This window comes from Ruegeria sp. CDSA141, from assembly GCF_059612005.1.
Map to the genome: position 1 here is coordinate 19,080 of NZ_JBXWPT010000009.1, position 15,518 is coordinate 34,597.

Annotated in this window: 15 protein-coding genes; 6 read left to right on the forward strand and 9 right to left on the reverse strand. The window is 60.8% G+C overall.

Features of this window, described 5'->3' with window-relative positions:
- Positions 1-12: 12 nt before the first annotated feature.
- Both AC2FLP_RS13540 and AC2FLP_RS13545 read left to right on the forward strand, forming a co-directional pair.
- Complete coding sequence (locus AC2FLP_RS13540) at positions 13-2,346, forward strand: aldehyde dehydrogenase family protein (protein WP_496684173.1); 2,334 nt, start codon at positions 13-15, stop codon at positions 2,344-2,346.
- 24 nt (positions 2,347-2,370) lie between these two features.
- Positions 2,371-3,180 (forward strand): SDR family oxidoreductase, encoded by an 810-nt coding sequence (locus AC2FLP_RS13545; protein WP_496684176.1) that lies wholly within the window; start codon positions 2,371-2,373, stop codon positions 3,178-3,180.
- Between the two features lie 22 nt (positions 3,181-3,202).
- On the opposite strand, the gene AC2FLP_RS13550 is transcribed toward AC2FLP_RS13545, so the two are convergent.
- The 7 genes from AC2FLP_RS13550 to AC2FLP_RS13580 all read right to left on the reverse strand — a co-directional run bounded on the left by AC2FLP_RS13550 (position 3,203) and on the right by AC2FLP_RS13580 (position 11,675).
- Complete coding sequence (locus AC2FLP_RS13550; protein ID WP_299899476.1) at positions 3,203-4,513, reverse strand: M16 family metallopeptidase; 1,311 nt, start codon at positions 4,511-4,513, stop codon at positions 3,203-3,205.
- Positions 4,510-5,850 (reverse strand): M16 family metallopeptidase, encoded by a 1,341-nt coding sequence (locus AC2FLP_RS13555; protein ID WP_496684179.1) that lies wholly within the window; start codon positions 5,848-5,850, stop codon positions 4,510-4,512. Before AC2FLP_RS13555 ends, AC2FLP_RS13550 begins: the two co-directional genes overlap by 4 nt.
- An 81-nt stretch (positions 5,851-5,931) precedes the next feature.
- Entirely contained in the window at positions 5,932-6,447 is a 516-nt protein-coding gene (locus AC2FLP_RS13560) for a DUF3035 domain-containing protein (RefSeq protein WP_117871842.1), read from the reverse strand.
- 50 nt (positions 6,448-6,497) lie between these two features.
- Complete coding sequence (gene lspA / locus AC2FLP_RS13565; RefSeq protein ID WP_117871840.1) at positions 6,498-6,974, reverse strand: signal peptidase II; 477 nt, start codon at positions 6,972-6,974, stop codon at positions 6,498-6,500.
- Positions 6,974-8,563 (reverse strand): bifunctional phosphoribosylaminoimidazolecarboxamide formyltransferase/IMP cyclohydrolase, encoded by a 1,590-nt coding sequence (purH, locus tag AC2FLP_RS13570; protein ID WP_496684182.1) that lies wholly within the window; start codon positions 8,561-8,563, stop codon positions 6,974-6,976. The genes lspA and purH overlap by 1 nt, the downstream gene beginning before the upstream one ends.
- 22 nt (positions 8,564-8,585) lie before the next feature.
- Positions 8,586-10,325, reverse strand: coding sequence for a heparinase II/III family protein (locus AC2FLP_RS13575; RefSeq protein WP_496684185.1), 1,740 nt, complete (start codon positions 10,323-10,325; stop codon positions 8,586-8,588).
- Between the two features lie 90 nt (positions 10,326-10,415).
- Positions 10,416-11,675, reverse strand: a complete 1,260-nt coding sequence (locus AC2FLP_RS13580) for an RsmB/NOP family class I SAM-dependent RNA methyltransferase (protein WP_496684187.1) — start codon at positions 11,673-11,675, stop codon at positions 10,416-10,418.
- Between the two features lie 88 nt (positions 11,676-11,763).
- Here AC2FLP_RS13580 and AC2FLP_RS13585 point away from each other — a divergent pair, with 88 nt between their 5' ends.
- Positions 11,764-11,946: a DUF1674 domain-containing protein gene (locus tag AC2FLP_RS13585; RefSeq protein ID WP_117871831.1), complete on the forward strand. Its 183-nt coding sequence runs from the start codon at positions 11,764-11,766 to the stop codon at positions 11,944-11,946.
- Between the two features lie 4 nt (positions 11,947-11,950).
- On the opposite strand, the gene AC2FLP_RS13590 is transcribed toward AC2FLP_RS13585, so the two are convergent.
- Positions 11,951-12,805 carry a LysR family transcriptional regulator gene (locus AC2FLP_RS13590; protein ID WP_299899487.1) on the reverse strand — a complete coding sequence of 285 codons (855 nt, stop codon included), beginning with the start codon at positions 12,803-12,805 and terminating at the stop codon, positions 11,951-11,953.
- 98 nt (positions 12,806-12,903) lie between these two features.
- On the opposite strand from AC2FLP_RS13590, the gene tmpA reads away from it, so the two are divergent.
- Genes tmpA through AC2FLP_RS13605 form a run of 3 tightly spaced genes read left to right on the forward strand, consistent with a single transcriptional unit; the run spans position 12,904 to position 15,292 of the window.
- A complete protein-coding gene (gene tmpA / locus AC2FLP_RS13595; RefSeq protein WP_496684189.1) occupies positions 12,904-14,040 on the forward strand; it encodes a 2-trimethylaminoethylphosphonate dioxygenase in 1,137 nt (378 codons plus the stop codon).
- Positions 14,037-14,627: a (R)-1-hydroxy-2-trimethylaminoethylphosphonate oxygenase gene (gene tmpB / locus AC2FLP_RS13600; protein WP_299899491.1), complete on the forward strand. Its 591-nt coding sequence runs from the start codon at positions 14,037-14,039 to the stop codon at positions 14,625-14,627. The genes tmpA and tmpB overlap by 4 nt, the downstream gene beginning before the upstream one ends.
- Positions 14,624-15,292: an ureidoglycolate lyase gene (locus AC2FLP_RS13605; RefSeq protein ID WP_496684192.1), complete on the forward strand. Its 669-nt coding sequence runs from the start codon at positions 14,624-14,626 to the stop codon at positions 15,290-15,292. Before tmpB ends, AC2FLP_RS13605 begins: the two co-directional genes overlap by 4 nt.
- Before the next feature lie 90 nt (positions 15,293-15,382).
- Here the strand turns inward: AC2FLP_RS13605 and AC2FLP_RS13610 are convergent, their stop codons facing one another.
- Positions 15,383-15,514 (reverse strand): hypothetical protein, encoded by a 132-nt coding sequence (locus AC2FLP_RS13610; RefSeq protein WP_299899494.1) that lies wholly within the window; start codon positions 15,512-15,514, stop codon positions 15,383-15,385.
- Positions 15,515-15,518 lie beyond the last annotated feature (4 nt).

The following is a 15,518-nucleotide window of genomic DNA, read 5'->3' on the forward strand; positions in this document are numbered from 1 at the left end:
AGGACAAGAACTATGACAGTCAAAGAGATTTTCGAAACCATGGAATACGGACCCGCCCCCGAAAGCGCTGCCGAGGCGTTGGCCTGGCTGGTCGATCAGGGCGACAAGTTTGGACACTATATCGATGGTATCTTCACCAAACCCGGCAAGGGGTTCGAAAGCCGCAACCCGGCGACCGGAGAGGTTCTGGCCAAGCTGACGCAAGCGAAACAGGCAGACGTGGACGCTGCCGTGACCGCCGCGCGCAAAGCGCAAACCAAGTGGGAAAAACTGGGTGGCGCGGGCCGTGCGCGATACCTCTACGCCATCGCGCGCCTGTTGCAGAAGCATTCGCGCCTGTTTGCCGTGCTGGAAAGCCTCGACAACGGCAAGCCGATCCGTGAATCGCGTGACATCGACATCCCTCTGGCGCAGCGGCATTTCTATTTTCATGCGGGCATGGCCCAACTGATGGAAAGCGAGCTGCCCGACGCTGAGGCACTGGGTGTGTGCGGCCAGATCATCCCGTGGAACTTTCCATTGCTGATGCTGGCGTGGAAGATCGCGCCTGCACTGGCGATGGGCAATACGGTTGTTCTGAAACCGGCGGAATACACTTCGCTGACCGCGCTGCTGTTTGCCGATATCTGCCAGCAGGCCGGTCTGCCCAAGGGCGTGGTCAACATCGTGACAGGCGACGGCGCAGTGGGCGAGATGATCGTGAACGCGGACGTGGACAAGATCGCCTTTACCGGTTCGACCGAAGTGGGCCGCCGCATCCGCGAGGCCACCGCCGGTTCCGGCAAGTCCCTGACGCTCGAGCTGGGCGGCAAGTCGCCCTATATCGTCTTTGACGACGCCGATATTGATTCAGCCATCGAAGGTCTGGTCGATGCGATCTGGTTCAATCAGGGTCAGGTCTGCTGTGCGGGCTCGCGCCTGCTGGTGCAGGAAGGCATCGCCGACCGTTTCCATGACAAGCTGCGTGCCCGGATGGACAAGCTGCGCGTCGGCAATCCTCTGGACAAATGCATCGACGTGGGCGCCGTGGTCGACCCGGTTCAGTTGCAGACCATCAAAGGCATGGTCGAAAGCAACACTGCTGGTCACGTTCACCAGGCCGCGTGTGATTTACCTGCGAACGGGTGTTACTATCCGCCGACTTTGATCTCGGGCCTGGAGACCTCGGACCCTCTGATGCAGGAGGAGATCTTTGGCCCGGTTCTGGTCTCGTCCACCTTCCGCACCCCGGAAGAGGCAGTCGAACTGGCCAACAACACCCGTTACGGGCTGGCCGCGACGGTCTGGACCGAGAACGTGAACCTTGCGCTGGACATCGCTCCCAAGCTGGTCGCGGGCGTGGTTTGGGTAAACGCCACCAACCTGTTCGACGCAGCCGCCGGGTTTGGCGGTGTACGCGAAAGCGGCTTTGGTCGAGAAGGAGGCTGGGAAGGACTGGCCGCGTACACCAAGCCCAAAGGCAAGGCAAAACCGCTGGCGAAGGTCGAAGCAGTCACCGGCGAAGGTGCGCCGGTAGATCCGATCGACCGCACGGCCAAGATGTATGTCGGAGGCAAGCAGGCGCGGCCTGACAGCGGCTATTCGAAGCCGGTCTGGGGTAAGGCGGGGCTGCTGGGCCACGTGGGCCTTGCCAACCGAAAGGACGTCCGAAACGCGGTAGAGGCCGCGGCGGGGGCCAAGGGCTGGTCCAAGACCACCGGCCATCTGCGGGCGCAGATCCTGTACTATATCGGCGAGAACCTCTCGGCCCGCGCGGATGAATTCGTCGGGCGCATCGACGCGATGACCGGCCGCAAGGACGGCGCGAAAGAGGTCGACGCCGCGATCCAGCGCCTGTTCACCGCCGCTGCCTGGGCCGACAAGTATGACGGTCAGGTGCATGGCGTTCCGATCCGGGGCGTGGCGATTGCGATGAAGGAACCGGTGGGCGTGATCGGCGCGCTCTGTGCGGACGAGGCGCCGCTGCTGGGTCTGGTCTCGGCCATGGCGCCTGCGATTGCGATGGGCAACCGGACAGTTCTGGTGACGTCCGAGCCATACCCTCTGGCCGCGACGGACTTCTACCAGATCCTCGAGACCTCTGACGTGCCTGCGGGTGTGGTCAACATCCTGACCGGCAGCCATGCAGAGCTGGCGAAACCGCTGGCCTCGCACCTGAATGTGGATGCGGTCTGGTCGTTCTCGTCCACCGACCTGTCGAAGGAGATCGAGGTCGTCTCTGCCGGGAACCTGAAACGGACATGGGTCAATAACGCGACGGCATTTGATTGGGGCATGGACCATTCCCGCCGCTTCCTTCAGGCTTCGACCGAAGTGAAAAACATCTGGGTGCCCTACGGCGAGTAGGGCTCCCCGCCTAGGGAGGCCTATATGGATTTTTCGGGAAAAACCGTCATCGTCATCGGCGGAACCAGCGGTATCAACCGCGGCATTGCCGAGGCTTTCGCGGCCGCAGGTGCCAAACTGGCCGTTGCCAGTCGGTCGCAGGAAAAGGTCGATGACACCGTTGCCGCGCTGAAAGCCGCTGGTGCACAGGATGCGATCGGGGCGGCGTTTGATGTGCGTGACCCTGATGCGGTGGCGGCGGGTCTCAAGCAGTTCCACGACGCATTTGGTGATTTCGATGTGCTGATCTCGGGTGCGGCGGGCAATTTTCCGGCATTGGCTGCTGAAATGTCAGTCAACGCGTTCAAGACAGTGATCGATATCGACCTGATGGGCACGATCCACGTGGTGAAGGGGGCATATCCATACCTTAAGCGCCCGGGTGCAAGCATCATCAACATCTCGGCCCCGCAATCCTATCTACCCTATGAGGGTCAGGCACATGTCTGCGCCGCCAAGGCAGGTGTCGACCAGATTACACGCACACTCTCGATGGAATGGGGTGTGGAGGGCATTCGCGTGAACTCGGTCGTGCCGGGCTTCATCGAAGGCACGGAAGGCGCCAAGCGCCTTGCCCCGACTCCCGATGCTGGTGAGGCCTTGCGCCGCGACGTGCCGCTGGGCCGTTGGGGCCGGCCGCAGGACGTGGCCAACGCTTGCCTGTTCCTCAGCTCGGACATGGCGAGTTACATCAGTGGTACGGTTCTGGCTGTTGACGGAGCGCTGTATCAGCGTGGCTCAGGCAAGTTCGGCCAGATGATGGGGCAGATGCTGCGGAGCATGAAAAAGGGGTAAGCCGCAGCTTACCCCCACAGGTTCAGTTCGTTGTTTCCATGCCAACCGGCTTGCCAACGACAACAAAGTGCAAACCATCCGGGTCGAGCAGTTCGGCGGCGACCCGGTTTACATCTTCCAATGTCACCGCGTTCACCTTGTCATTCCGGGTGGCGATATAGTCGATCGGCAGACCTTCCATCTGCATCCCAACCATGATCCCGGCAATCTGTCCGTTGCCGTCAAACCGCAGCGGATAGGCGCCGGTCAGATAGGTCTTGGCGTCATCAAGTTCCTCTTGCGTCACACCCTCAGTGGCCGCGCGCGCCCATTCATCGCGAATTACGTCGATGGCTTCGGCGATACGGTCATTGGCAGAGGACACGGATCCAAGGTAGACCGAGGCCAGATCCTTGGGCACCAGATAAGTCCCGACCCCATAGGTAAGTCCGCGCTTTTCGCGCACCTCCTGCATCAGTCGGCTTTCAAACCCGCCACCGCCAAGAATGTGGTTTAGAACGAAAGCTGCAAAGAAATCCGGATCGTCCCGATCAATCCCTGCTTGACCAAACAAGGCCACGGACTGAGGCGTGTCGAATTCGACAACACTGACGCCGCCGGAAATGTTGACATCAGCCTTGCCGGGGATGGGCTTTCCGGTGTCCGACAAGTCGCCGAGCAGGGTATCAAGCAGGAAACCCAGTTCCTCTGCCGTGATATCGCCGACGGCCGCCACGTACAGGCGATCCTTGGCAAAGACGCCTTCATAAGCCGCGACCACGTCGTCACGCGTCAGGGCCGAGACGCTTTCAATGGTGCCTTTCCCTTCAGATCCGTAGGGGTGATCTCCATAGGCCATCTGCGCAAAATTGTGCCCGGCGATTTCGTTCGGGTCAGTCTGGTCCGAGCGCAGACCCGACAGAATCTGTGCGCGCACCCGGTCAACCGCATCCTGATCAAAACGCGGCTCGTGGATCGTTGTGCGCAGCAAATCGACCACTTCATCCCGGTTTTCGGACAGAAAACGCGCGGAAATCGAAACTGAATCGTCGCCGGCATTGTATCGGAATGAGGCGGCCAGAGCCTCCAGCTCACGGGCATAGGTCCGCGCATCCATGTCGCTCGCACCTTCTTCGATCAGCCCGCTCATAAGGTAGACCGCGCCGCGTTTGTCAGGGTCATCCAACGATGTGCCACCACGGAATCGCAGTTCCAGCGCGGCAAATGGGATGGAATGATCCTCGACCAGCCAGGCTTTGATGCCACCAGGCGAGGTCACTTCTTCTATCTCGATCTCGGCCAAAGCCGGCAGGGCGACCAGACAGGCAATCAGCGTTGCAATAAACCGTTTCATTGCGTCACCTCGTCATCGCGCATCAGCCAGCCGGTGACCGACGCCTCGGGTTGCAGAACTTCGCGGGCTGCGGCGATGATCTCATCCCCGGTCACGGCCTGAAGGATCTCGGGCCAGGCCTGCACATCTTCGACCGTCAGACCGCTGGTCAGGGCCCGGCCATAGCGGTTGCCGATGCCGTCCACATTGTCGCGCGCATAGGTCTGGGCCGCGCGCAACTGCATCTTGATGCGGCCAAGATCGTCTTCGTTCACACCTTCAGCAATGAAATCAGCCACGGCCTGATCCATTTCGTCTTCGGCTTCTTGCAAGGATACACCTTCGGCCGGAACGACAATAAGATCAAATGTCGTGTCATCCAGCGAAACACCACGATAGAACGCTCCGGCATAAACAACCTTCTGCTGATCAAACTGCAACTTTTCGTTCAGATAAGAGGTGGTGCTTCCACCCAGCAATTCGGCCAGCAAGAACAGAGCCGCTGCTTTTTCCTGTTCGCCCGGATCGCGTTCCGGTGCCAGATAGCTGCGCTGAACGTAAGGCTGGGCCACGCGCGGGTCCTTGAAGGTCAGACGGCGCTCGGCCGTTTGCGGCGGTTCCTGTGACCGCACCCGCTCGGGCAGGTCCGGGTTGGCGGGAATCACACCGTAATACTGATCGGCAAGCGCGCGGACTTCGTCGGGATCAACATCGCCCGTGACCACCAGAATGGCGTTATTGGGTGCATAATGGGTCTGGTAGAACGATAGCGCGTCCTCCATATCCAGATCCTCCATCTCATGCATCCAGCCGATGATCGGCACGCCGTAGCGGTGGTTAAGATACTGAGCCGCACTCATCTGCTCGCCGAACAGGGCGCGCGGATTGTTTTCGGTGCGCTGGTTGCGTTCCTCAAGAATCACGTCCCGTTCGGTCAGAATATCCTCTTCATTCAGCCGAAGGTTTCGCATCCGATCGGATTCCATCCGCATCATCAGCTCAAGCCTGTCGGCAGCGACACGCTGAAAATATGCGGTGTAGTCATACGAGGTAAAGGCGTTGTCGTTGCCGCCATTGGCCGCTACGGTGGCCGAAAACTCACCCGGGGCCAGCGTGTCGGTGCCTTTGAACAGAAGGTGTTCCAGAAAATGCGCCACACCTGACGATCCGATCGGCTCATCTGCGGATCCCGCACGGTACCAGACCATGTGTTGTACGACTGGTGCGCGGCGGTCTTCGACCACAACGACATCCATTCCGTTGTCCAATGTGAATGTGGTGACCGCTTCTTTCCCGTCCTCGGCAAATACCGGGGCGGCAGCGATCAGGGCAGCCGACAAGGCCAGGGCCCGAACCATAGGGCATCCTCCGTTTCGTTTCTGGTATTCAAACTACGGTGACGCGGCCCGGGTTCAAGCCCGATGACGGAAAGTTAAGAATTATTCACCCGGCGGCGAAGATGGGGTTTCGATCCCGGCCCGACGGGCAGCTTCTGTTTCCGCGAACGGATCGATCGATTGTTTTTCGTAAACCTGACTATAGCGGTCGACCGGGAACAGGCGCAGACCGGTCCAGCGCCCCCGGCGTTTGCGGAACGCGGCGTCATCAGCCTCGACCACCTGCCGCGCATCGGGGGAAACACCATAGCGGCTGGACGCCGTGACAAGCGCTGCATCCGAGGACGGCACAGCCGTATTCGGGTTTAGTGCAGCGGCATTGCCGCCCAATGCAGCCACAGCATCGGCATTGGGGTTCGGATCAGTCAGGTTTGCGCCACCCGGAGTAGGCGCAGGCAAGAAGGCATAATCCTGAGGCTGAGTCAGTGGTTTTACAGGCAACACCGAAAACTCATCCGGACCCGGACCCGGAGGCGCCAGATCCCGAAGACCAGGATTCGAACACGCCGCAACCGCAGCAGCAACAGTCAAAACAAATAGGGCGCGCGGCATCCGCATTGGTGTCTCCAGCCTGTTTCAGGGGCTTTTATCGCATATCATTCCGCGCGTCACGAGGCCTTTTTGCCGTCAAACAGCACCAGCCCGATGGCACCCGCAAATATGAACACATCTGCTAGGTTGAACACAAACGGGTTGTTGATGCCGCAACAAGACATGTTCAGGAAATCCAGTACATATCCGTAAAGGACCCGGTCCACCACATTCGCAAGCGCACCGCCGACCAACAAACCACCACAAAACAGCATCAGTCTTGAGGGGGCTGCACGGCTGAGCCAGACAAGCACGCCAACACAGATCGCCACGGAAACTCCGATCAGAATCCAGCGCGCGGCCTCCGAGTTCCCTTGGAACAGGCCGAAATTGATGCCCCGGTTCTCGCCGTATTTGAACACCAGCAGCGGTGGCAAAACATCAATACCACCGGGCTGTTCGGCCACGCGCATGGCATGAACGACCAGGTATTTGCTGATCTGGTCGATCGCAAAGGCGGCCAGGGCCGCCCAGAGAAGCAGGCGTGACCGCATCAGTGACGGAAATGGCGCATGCCGGTAAAGACCATGGCAAGGCCGGCCTCATCCGCGGCGGCGATGACTTCATCGTCACGCATGGACCCACCGGGCTGGATCACACAAGTTGCGCCTGCCTCGGCCGCTTCCATCAGGCCGTCAGGGAAGGGAAAAAATGCGTCCGACGCAACGGCCGAGCCGATGGTCAGCGGTTGCGCCAAGCCCAGCACGTCGGCCATACGTTTGGCTTTCTTGGCGGCGATCAGGGCCGAGTCCACACGGCTCATCTGGCCCGCGCCGACGCCCACGGTGGCGCCGTCTTTGACATAGACTATAGCGTTGGACTTGACGTGTTTTGCCACTTTCCAGGCAAACAAAAGGTCACGCATCTGTTCGTCGGTCGGGGCCTTCTTGGTTACAACTTTCAGATCATCCATGCCGACAAAGCCGTTGTCCTTGTCCTGCACCAGCAACCCACCGGCCACCTGACGCACGGTTTTCCCACCGGCGGTCACATCCGGCAGAGCTTCGGTCGTCAAGAGGCGCAGGTTTTTCTTGGCGGCAAAGATGGCCTTGGCCTCATCCGATGCGCCCGGAGCGATCACGACCTCGGTGAAAATCCCGGTGATCTCCTGCGCGGTCTCGGCGTCCAACGGTTGATTCAACGCCACGATCCCGCCGAAGGCAGAGGTGCGATCGCAGTCGAAGGCGGCCTTGTAAGCCTCAAGCAGGGTTGCACCCTTGGCCACGCCACATGGGTTGGCGTGCTTGATGATGGCGCAGGCGGCACCCTGCTCGGGGTCAAACTCGGCAACCAGTTCAAAGGCCGCGTCGGTGTCGTTGATATTGTTGTAGCTGAGTTCCTTGCCCTGATGCTGAACAGCGGTGGCCACACCGGGCCGATTGGTGCCGTCGGTGTAGAACGCGGCTTGCTGATGGCTGTTCTCGCCATAGCGCAAGGTCTGATTCAATTCACCGGCAAACGCGCGACGCCTGGGGGCCTCAAGCTCCAGCGCGTCGGCCAGCCAGTTGGACACTGCGGTGTCATAGGCGGCGGTGCGGGCATAGGCCTTCTGCGCCAGCTTGCGGCGGAATTTCGGACATGTCGCGCCGTCGTGCTGATCCATATCGTCCAGCAGTTTGTCGAAATCCTCAACGTCCACGACCACGTTCACAAACGCATGGTTCTTGGCCGCTGCGCGAATCATCGCCGGGCCACCGATGTCGATATTCTCGACGCACTCATCGTAACCTGCGCCTTTGGCCACAGTTGCTTCAAACGGATAAAGGTTCACAACCAACAGATCGATTGCACCGATGCCGTGTTCGTTCATGGCTGCAACATGGGTGTCATTGTCACGCAGGGCCAGCAGTCCGCCATGCACCATCGGGTGCAGGGTCTTGACCCGACCATCCATCATCTCGGGGAAGCCAGTGATCTCGCTGACATCCTTCACCGCGAGCCCTGCATCACGCAGCGCCTTGGCCGTGCCACCGGTCGACAGCAGCTCGACTCCGCGCTCGGCCAGCGCCTTGCCCAGCTCGATCAGCCCGGTTTTGTCGGATACGGAAAGCAACGCGCGGCGCACGGGGTGAAGATCGTTCATGGGTCCAAAGGTCCTTTTGGCGTCAGTCGAATTCTGGCTCGTCCCGGTGCGTATCGCGCACGGCATAGGCTGTGTCCTGTGCCTTGCTCAGAGTCCACCGGATGCGCGTCGCATACTCCATTGCGCGGCCAGATAGAACGATCTGTTTTGTCGCGCGTGGCTTTAAACGCCCTTTTTCAAGATAAACGCTTGGCTCTACGGACAATTTTCCAACGCCATCATGGCGGAAAACCCAGATCTCACCGCTTTTGAGCGCCATCGACACCGCCGCCCCGCCCAAATCCAGCGCCGCATCAACATCAGGATGCAGATGAAACCGGATGTCGTAACCGATGCCATTGAGGCCCGAAGCATCCATCGCCTTGTCAAACTGTCGCTTCGCCTTGTCGGTCGCGGTCAGCAGAATATCCTCAACGGTCAGTTCCCGACCGTCAAATCGCAATTCGAATGTGCGCGCGTGGGTCAGGCCAAACACCTTGGCATATCCATCATGCCCGGCCATAAAGCGGATGCCCTCGAACGCGTCCTCGAAATCAACGGGCACCTCCTGTGGCGCGTCGACCAGCGCCTGAGCTTCACGCCCCGGCACCGGGTTGGCCAGCCGGGCGCTTGAGAACCCATCCAGGCAAAGCGTCGAATGCGACGGTGTCGCCCGTCCGGCGCGGCGCCATTCCAACCCGAAACTGGCCCCCGACCCGCAGTTCACGATCAACGGACGCCGCCCCGAGGTCAGCTCGAACGCCAATGTAGAAGCATGCGCATTGTAGGAGGCCGCCCCCGACGGCGGCACGCTGGCATCCACGATCACCGTGGTGCGTGCGGCTGCCAGCCGGGCATAGCCCATCGGCAACGCAGTGGCTGCCTTGTGTTTGACGCCGCTTTGCGCAAGCGCCTGTTCCAGACGCCCCTCGACACCGCGCCCGCCACCATGGAACCGCGCCAACGCCCCATCCGCATGGCGCAGGCTGCGCAGGGTCGGAGCGATTCGTTTGATCGCATTGGCCTGAGCGGCAGGCGTCCCGCGCCCAAGATCGTTCAGCGCCGCCGAAGTCCAGCTGAGCAATGTGAAGACCTCGAGCAGTTCTTCCGGATTGCGTGTTGGAATGCCGCCCTGCGCGTCGACCTGACGGTCACATTCTCCGGCCAGGGCGCGCAGGGCCGGGTCGGCCATGTGTTCCAGCCCCTCCAACGCCAGCCCGGCCTGTACCAGTCCAGCCAGCGCCTCGAACCGAGGCAGACCCGGGGTCGCGGCCTGCCACCGTTTGGACAGAAACCATGTCTGTTGGGCCAGCGAGCGGAAAAACAGCTTGCTTTGCCTTTCATCCGCCCCTCGCAGCAGAAAAATCGCCTGGTTGATCCAGCGCGTGACCCGTCGTCCGGTCAGATCAGGCACCCAGCCAGGGCCTTGCCCGCGCCCATGCGCCTCGATCCATCCCCAGACCCAGCGCTGCGCCTTTTCCCGCGCACGCATGTCTCCGACCGCAGCCAGATCATCCAGCCAGGCAAAACCATGACGTTCTTCGTCAAAGCCGGCGCTGGGGGCGGTGACGTCCCAAAGCCCGGTATCTTCGGCCTCGACCAGATACCCGGCGAACAACAGGTTTCCGGCAACCAGTTGCCGCCCACGTGCAAACGAACCCACCGAGCGCGGATCCGGTTGTGCAACAAACCCTGTGACCGCCTTCTGCCGCTGGCTCAGGCGCGCATAGAAGCGGTTCTGAAACCGCATGCACCGGCTGGTCATGGTGTCCGATTTCGACATGACGCGTGTTACTCTGCCCCTTACGCTCTGCTGGCGCTTGAGACCCAACGATAGACCGCGCTGATCGTCAAGTCATCGAAAAGCGTGCGCTCAGGCGGATTTGGTCAGGCACGCGATATAGAACCCATCCATACCGCCCCGGTCCAGCCAATAATCGGGGCGCAATCGCAAGCCGCCTTCTTCAGTGAGCCAATCTGTTTCAACACCGGGTACGCTCAGCGCGTCGTGATCCGCGCTCATGTCAGGATACATGCCCAACGCCTCTTCCACCTGAACTTCACCTTCATCCGGCAGCAGGGAGCAGGTGCAATAGACCAGACGCCCACCGGGTTTCAGCAAACTCCACGCCTGGGCCAACAAGCGCGACTGGAGCTCGATCAGACCGCCGAAGTCCGAACCGTCCTTGGCAAACGGCAAGTCAGGATGCCTGCGGATCGTACCTGTGGCCGAGCACGGCGCGTCCAGCAAGATCGCGTCGTACTGGCCCTCGTGTTCCAGCGCATCGCCAACAACGACCTTCGCCTTCAGGCCGGTCCTTGCAAGGTTTTCCCGCACCCGTTCCATCCGCGATTCCGACACATCCAGTGCCGTGACATCAGCCCCTGCGGTCGCAAGTTGCATCGTTTTCCCACCTGGGGCCGCGCAGAGATCCAGCACTTTTTCGCCCGCCTTCGGGTCCAGAATGCGAACCGGCAAAGCCGCAGCGGCGTCCTGCACCCACCAGTCACCTGCTTCGTACCCCGGCAGGGTCGAGACCTGACCCGCGTCGTGTATACGCAGCGACCCGGTCGGAAGGATCTCGCCTGAAGGGCCTTCCGCCCTTGGTTTCAAGGTAAGGTCCAGTGGTGCGCCCGCGAAATGTGCCTGCTCCATTCCGGTAACAGCATCCGTGCCCCACGCTGCGATCAGAGGCTCACGCAACCAATCCGGCAAACGCGGAACGCGCATCTTTGGCCACGCCTCGGGGCCTTCTGCCGCAACCTTGCGCAGAACGGCATTCACCAACCCCTTGAGGCGACTATGCTTGCGCGAACGGCTGACGATCTCGACCATGGAATTGACAACGCCATGCGCGGCTTCGCCATTGCAAAGCTCGACCGCCCCCAGTCTCAGTGCGTTGTGGACCGTCAGGGCAGGCGTGCGGTTCAGGTGATTGTCCAACAGGCGGTCGGCACGTTCCAGCCCACGCAGCGTTTCCAAAGCCAGGCGCTGAGCGCGCGCGCGGTCCTCGGGCTCCAACCGATCCACTGCGCCCGCCGCCAGACACTCGGCCAGCAGGCGACCTTCGCCCAGAACCTGATCCAGAAGATAGATTGCGCTGCGCCGTGCTGCTGTTGCGCTGTTAAACATGGTACCGCCTTCATGTGACCTGCGCCCGCATTGCCAATGGCGGACGCGGGCGTATATCAAGGCTGTGCACGGAAAGGAACCCGATGTCATGAGTGACGACCGCAAAGACTTGCCCCCCGCCGCCCAGCGCGCCCTGGCCGAAGCGGAAGAACGCCGCCGCAAAGCCACAGCCCAAGCCCAGGAATTGCCGAAAGAGCTGGGTGGTCGAGACGGACCGGACCCAGCCCGTTACGGTGATTGGGAAAAGAAGGGCATCGCCATCGACTTCTAAACGGTCAACCACGCAGCGCCTTCAGGAAATCTTCGATCAGGGCACGTTGTTTCTTGGACTTCGCCCGGCCTTCAGGCCACGTCAGCCAGTACCCGTCTCTGGTGTGCAATTCGGGTAGATCCAGTCGGCGCAACCGTCCCTCCTGCAGATCGGCAGAGGCTAACGGAACCGATCCCAGAACCACTCCCATGCCGCGCCGCGCTGCCGAAATCGCATGTTCCATCGAATCGAAGCTGATTTTTGAAGGCGGCAGGTCCTGCTGGCCGTTCTTCTGGCTCCACTCTCTCCAACCGGGGCGTTCTCCGCGCAGATCAATCAGTGGGGCGCCCCAGTCAACACCCGGTGCCGCAAGGGGAGCAAGGACCTCATGCGCGATCAAGCCTGAATCGCGCCCGGCCCACAAGCCCCGACCATATCGGATTTGCAGCCAGGTTCGTTCTTCGTCCAAAGACGACCGGCGTGCGACCGAGTCGGTCATTACCCGAACCTTGGGCTGCACCTCCTGAAACCTGGTCAGCGCCGGAAGAACCAATGCGTGGATGCTCGACGACAACCCGGCCACGCGCAGCTCGCGCGGGGATTTGCCAAACAGGTCCTCGGTATTGCGCTCCAGCGCACGAAGGCTGTCCTGCACCAAGGGCAGATAACTTTCACCTTCGACCGTCAGTGACACGCCCCGCGCCTCGCGCACAAACAAGGATCGGCCCAGCCAGGCTTCCAGATTACCGATCCGCTGGCTGACAGCGGCCTGCGTCAGCCCAAATTCCTTGGCCGCTGCCGAGAACCCACCAAGACGCCCGGCGGCCTCGAAAACGCGCAACCAGTCCAGTGGCGGTAGTCCGATCTTTTTCTTAGCCATTAGATTTTCCAAGCCTCAGCCGAAATAAGGATTAATTGTCGTAATGCCACGAACGGCGTATCTGCTCAACCAAAGTTCGCGCCGAACAGGAGGCCCCAATGCTGCGCACCGCCACTCATGACACCTCGGTCGTCACCGTCGTGTTCGACACGGGAACGCAAGCCCGCTTTCACGCCATCTGGTTGCGCGACAACGCGCTGGATCCGGAAACCCGCGCCCCGGGCAACGGCCAGCGACTGATCACCGTCGGCGATATCCCTGCTGACATCTCGGTCAGTTCCGCCGAAGTTGTCGCGGGCGACCTTCAGGTCACGTTCCAGCCCGAGGACAAAACCGTTACCTTCCCGGCCGAATGGCTGGCAGAACACAAGTATGATTGCGAACGTGATGATACGCTGGGCCGCACTGCCCCCGGCATCATCACCTGGGAAGGCGGGATCACCGCACCCTCTGGCGATTGGAACGAGGTTCATGCCCGCCCTGCGGCCAAACGCAACTGGCTGGCGTCTGTGGCGAGTTACGGCTTTGCCAAGCTGACGGGCGGGCCAACCGAACCAGAGTCGCTTCTAAAAGTGGCCGACCTGTTCGGCTACGTCCGCGAAACCAACTATGGCCCTTATTTCGAGGTTCGGACGGAAGTGAACCCGACCAACCTCGCCTATACCGGGCTTGGCTTGCAGGCCCACACCGACAACCCCTATCGCGACCCTGTACCGACGCTGCAAATCCTTTACTGTCTGGAAAACAGCGCCGAAGGGGGCGACTCGATCGTTGTCGACGGCTTCCGCGCTGCCGAAAAGCTGCGTGCGCAGAACCCCGAGGGCTTTGCCCTGCTGGCAGGCTACCCCGCCCGCTTCGAATACAAGGGATCAGACGGTGTCTGCCTGCGATCTCGCCGTCCGATGATCGAATTGTCGCCGGATGGAGAACTGGTCGGCATCCGGTTCAACAACCGCTCATCCGCGCCCTTCGTGGACGTCCCGTTCGACGGGATGGAGGCCTATTACGCCGCTTATCGTCAACTGGGCGAGATCATCGACGATCCGGCCATGGGCGTGTCGTTCAAACTGGAGCCGGGCGAAAGCTTCATCGTCGACAACACCCGTGTTCTGCACGCACGACTGGGCTATTCCGGTGCAGGTTCGCGTTGGTTGCAAGGGTGCTATGCCGACAAGGACGGGTTGCTGTCGACTTTGGCGGCGATAGAGATGACGCAGCCGGAGGCAGCGGAATGAAACCCGATTTCTCGACCCTGAACCGAGACAATATCGTCGCCTTCATCGGGGATATTTTCCACCGCCGCGGCGGTGAGGAATATCTTGGTGAACCCGTCACCATGGCCCAGCACATGCTGCAAGGCGCCACCATCGCCGAACAGAACGGTCAGCCTGAGGAAATCATCGTCGGCGCTCTGTTGCATGATATCGGCCATTTCACATCCGAGTTCGGGACCTACCACCCCGATGATACCGAAGACCGCCACCATGAGGATGCAGGTGCGGAAGTTCTGGAACAGTTCTTCCCCTCGGTCATCACCGATTGCTGTCGATATCACGTGGCCGCCAAACGGTATCTCTGCGCCACCAAGCCCGAATATTTCAACCGCCTCTCCGCCGCCTCGGTCCATACCTTGGAGCTGCAAGGCGGCCCGATGAGCGCTGAGGAAGTCGCCGCGTTCGAATCCAATCCAAACCTGAAAGAGATCGTTCAGGTCCGGTATCTGGATGAGGCCGGCAAACGCGCGGATATGGAGACACCGGACTTCGCCCATTTCGCACCGATGGTTCAGCGCATGGTCGACAGGCATCTGGGTGCATCATGACTGCACCCGAGTACATCTTCGAGGCCAGTTCGAAACGCTCGCTGCCGTGGCACGAGGTTCCCCTGATCCGTGCGACGGACACATCGGTCAAGGGTTACGGCTGTTTGGCCGACGACCCCGAAACCTTTGAAATCGAGATCGTACGCTGGCCGCAGCAGGGCTGGCGGCCGGTTGACGAAGGCACGGGTGACGAAGGCGGCTGGGTTGAAGGCACGTTCAAATGCGACTGGCAGGGTGACGTGCTTTACGGTGAGAACGAGGCGGTCAAAGGCCATTACGTGCTAGGTTGGTCAGCCGACCCCCAGCAGGCGCAAACCGACCGGCAAACGGCCCCGCGGGATCAGGTGTTGCTGTGGCATATGAACTACCACCCGGACGGGGGGCAGATGTTCTGGCCGCTCGACAACAAACCCTTCATCATCCCAGCTGCCCTGCCTGGCGACAACCTCACGCCCGAAAAAGTGGTGGCGTTCTGGTGTGATGGCTCGCGTGGCCTCTATATTCATCCCGGCATCTGGCATGAGGGCATTTTCCCGGTTGAGGACAACCAGCGTTTCCTTGACCGTCAGGGCGCAGTTCACGCGCGTGTCAGCGCCGATATCGGGCAGGAGTTCGGCGTCTACCTCGCCTGCCCCCTGCGTGCCGACAAGATCCGCGATCTTTGACCAAGCGCACCGCCTTAGGGTAACGCATTTCAAGTTCCCACGATCTTTGCCGCAAACCTCTGCGTCACTTTATACGTGCGCAAGAGAGACTCAAATGGGATCGAACCGGCGAAAACCGGCGCAATTCACCGTGAGAGCGGTTACGCCGTGCGTGGTTTCACTCAGGATCAACCCCCGCCGGTTGCCATCGATGTCATTGCCTGTAATGGCAGGCTGCGACATGATG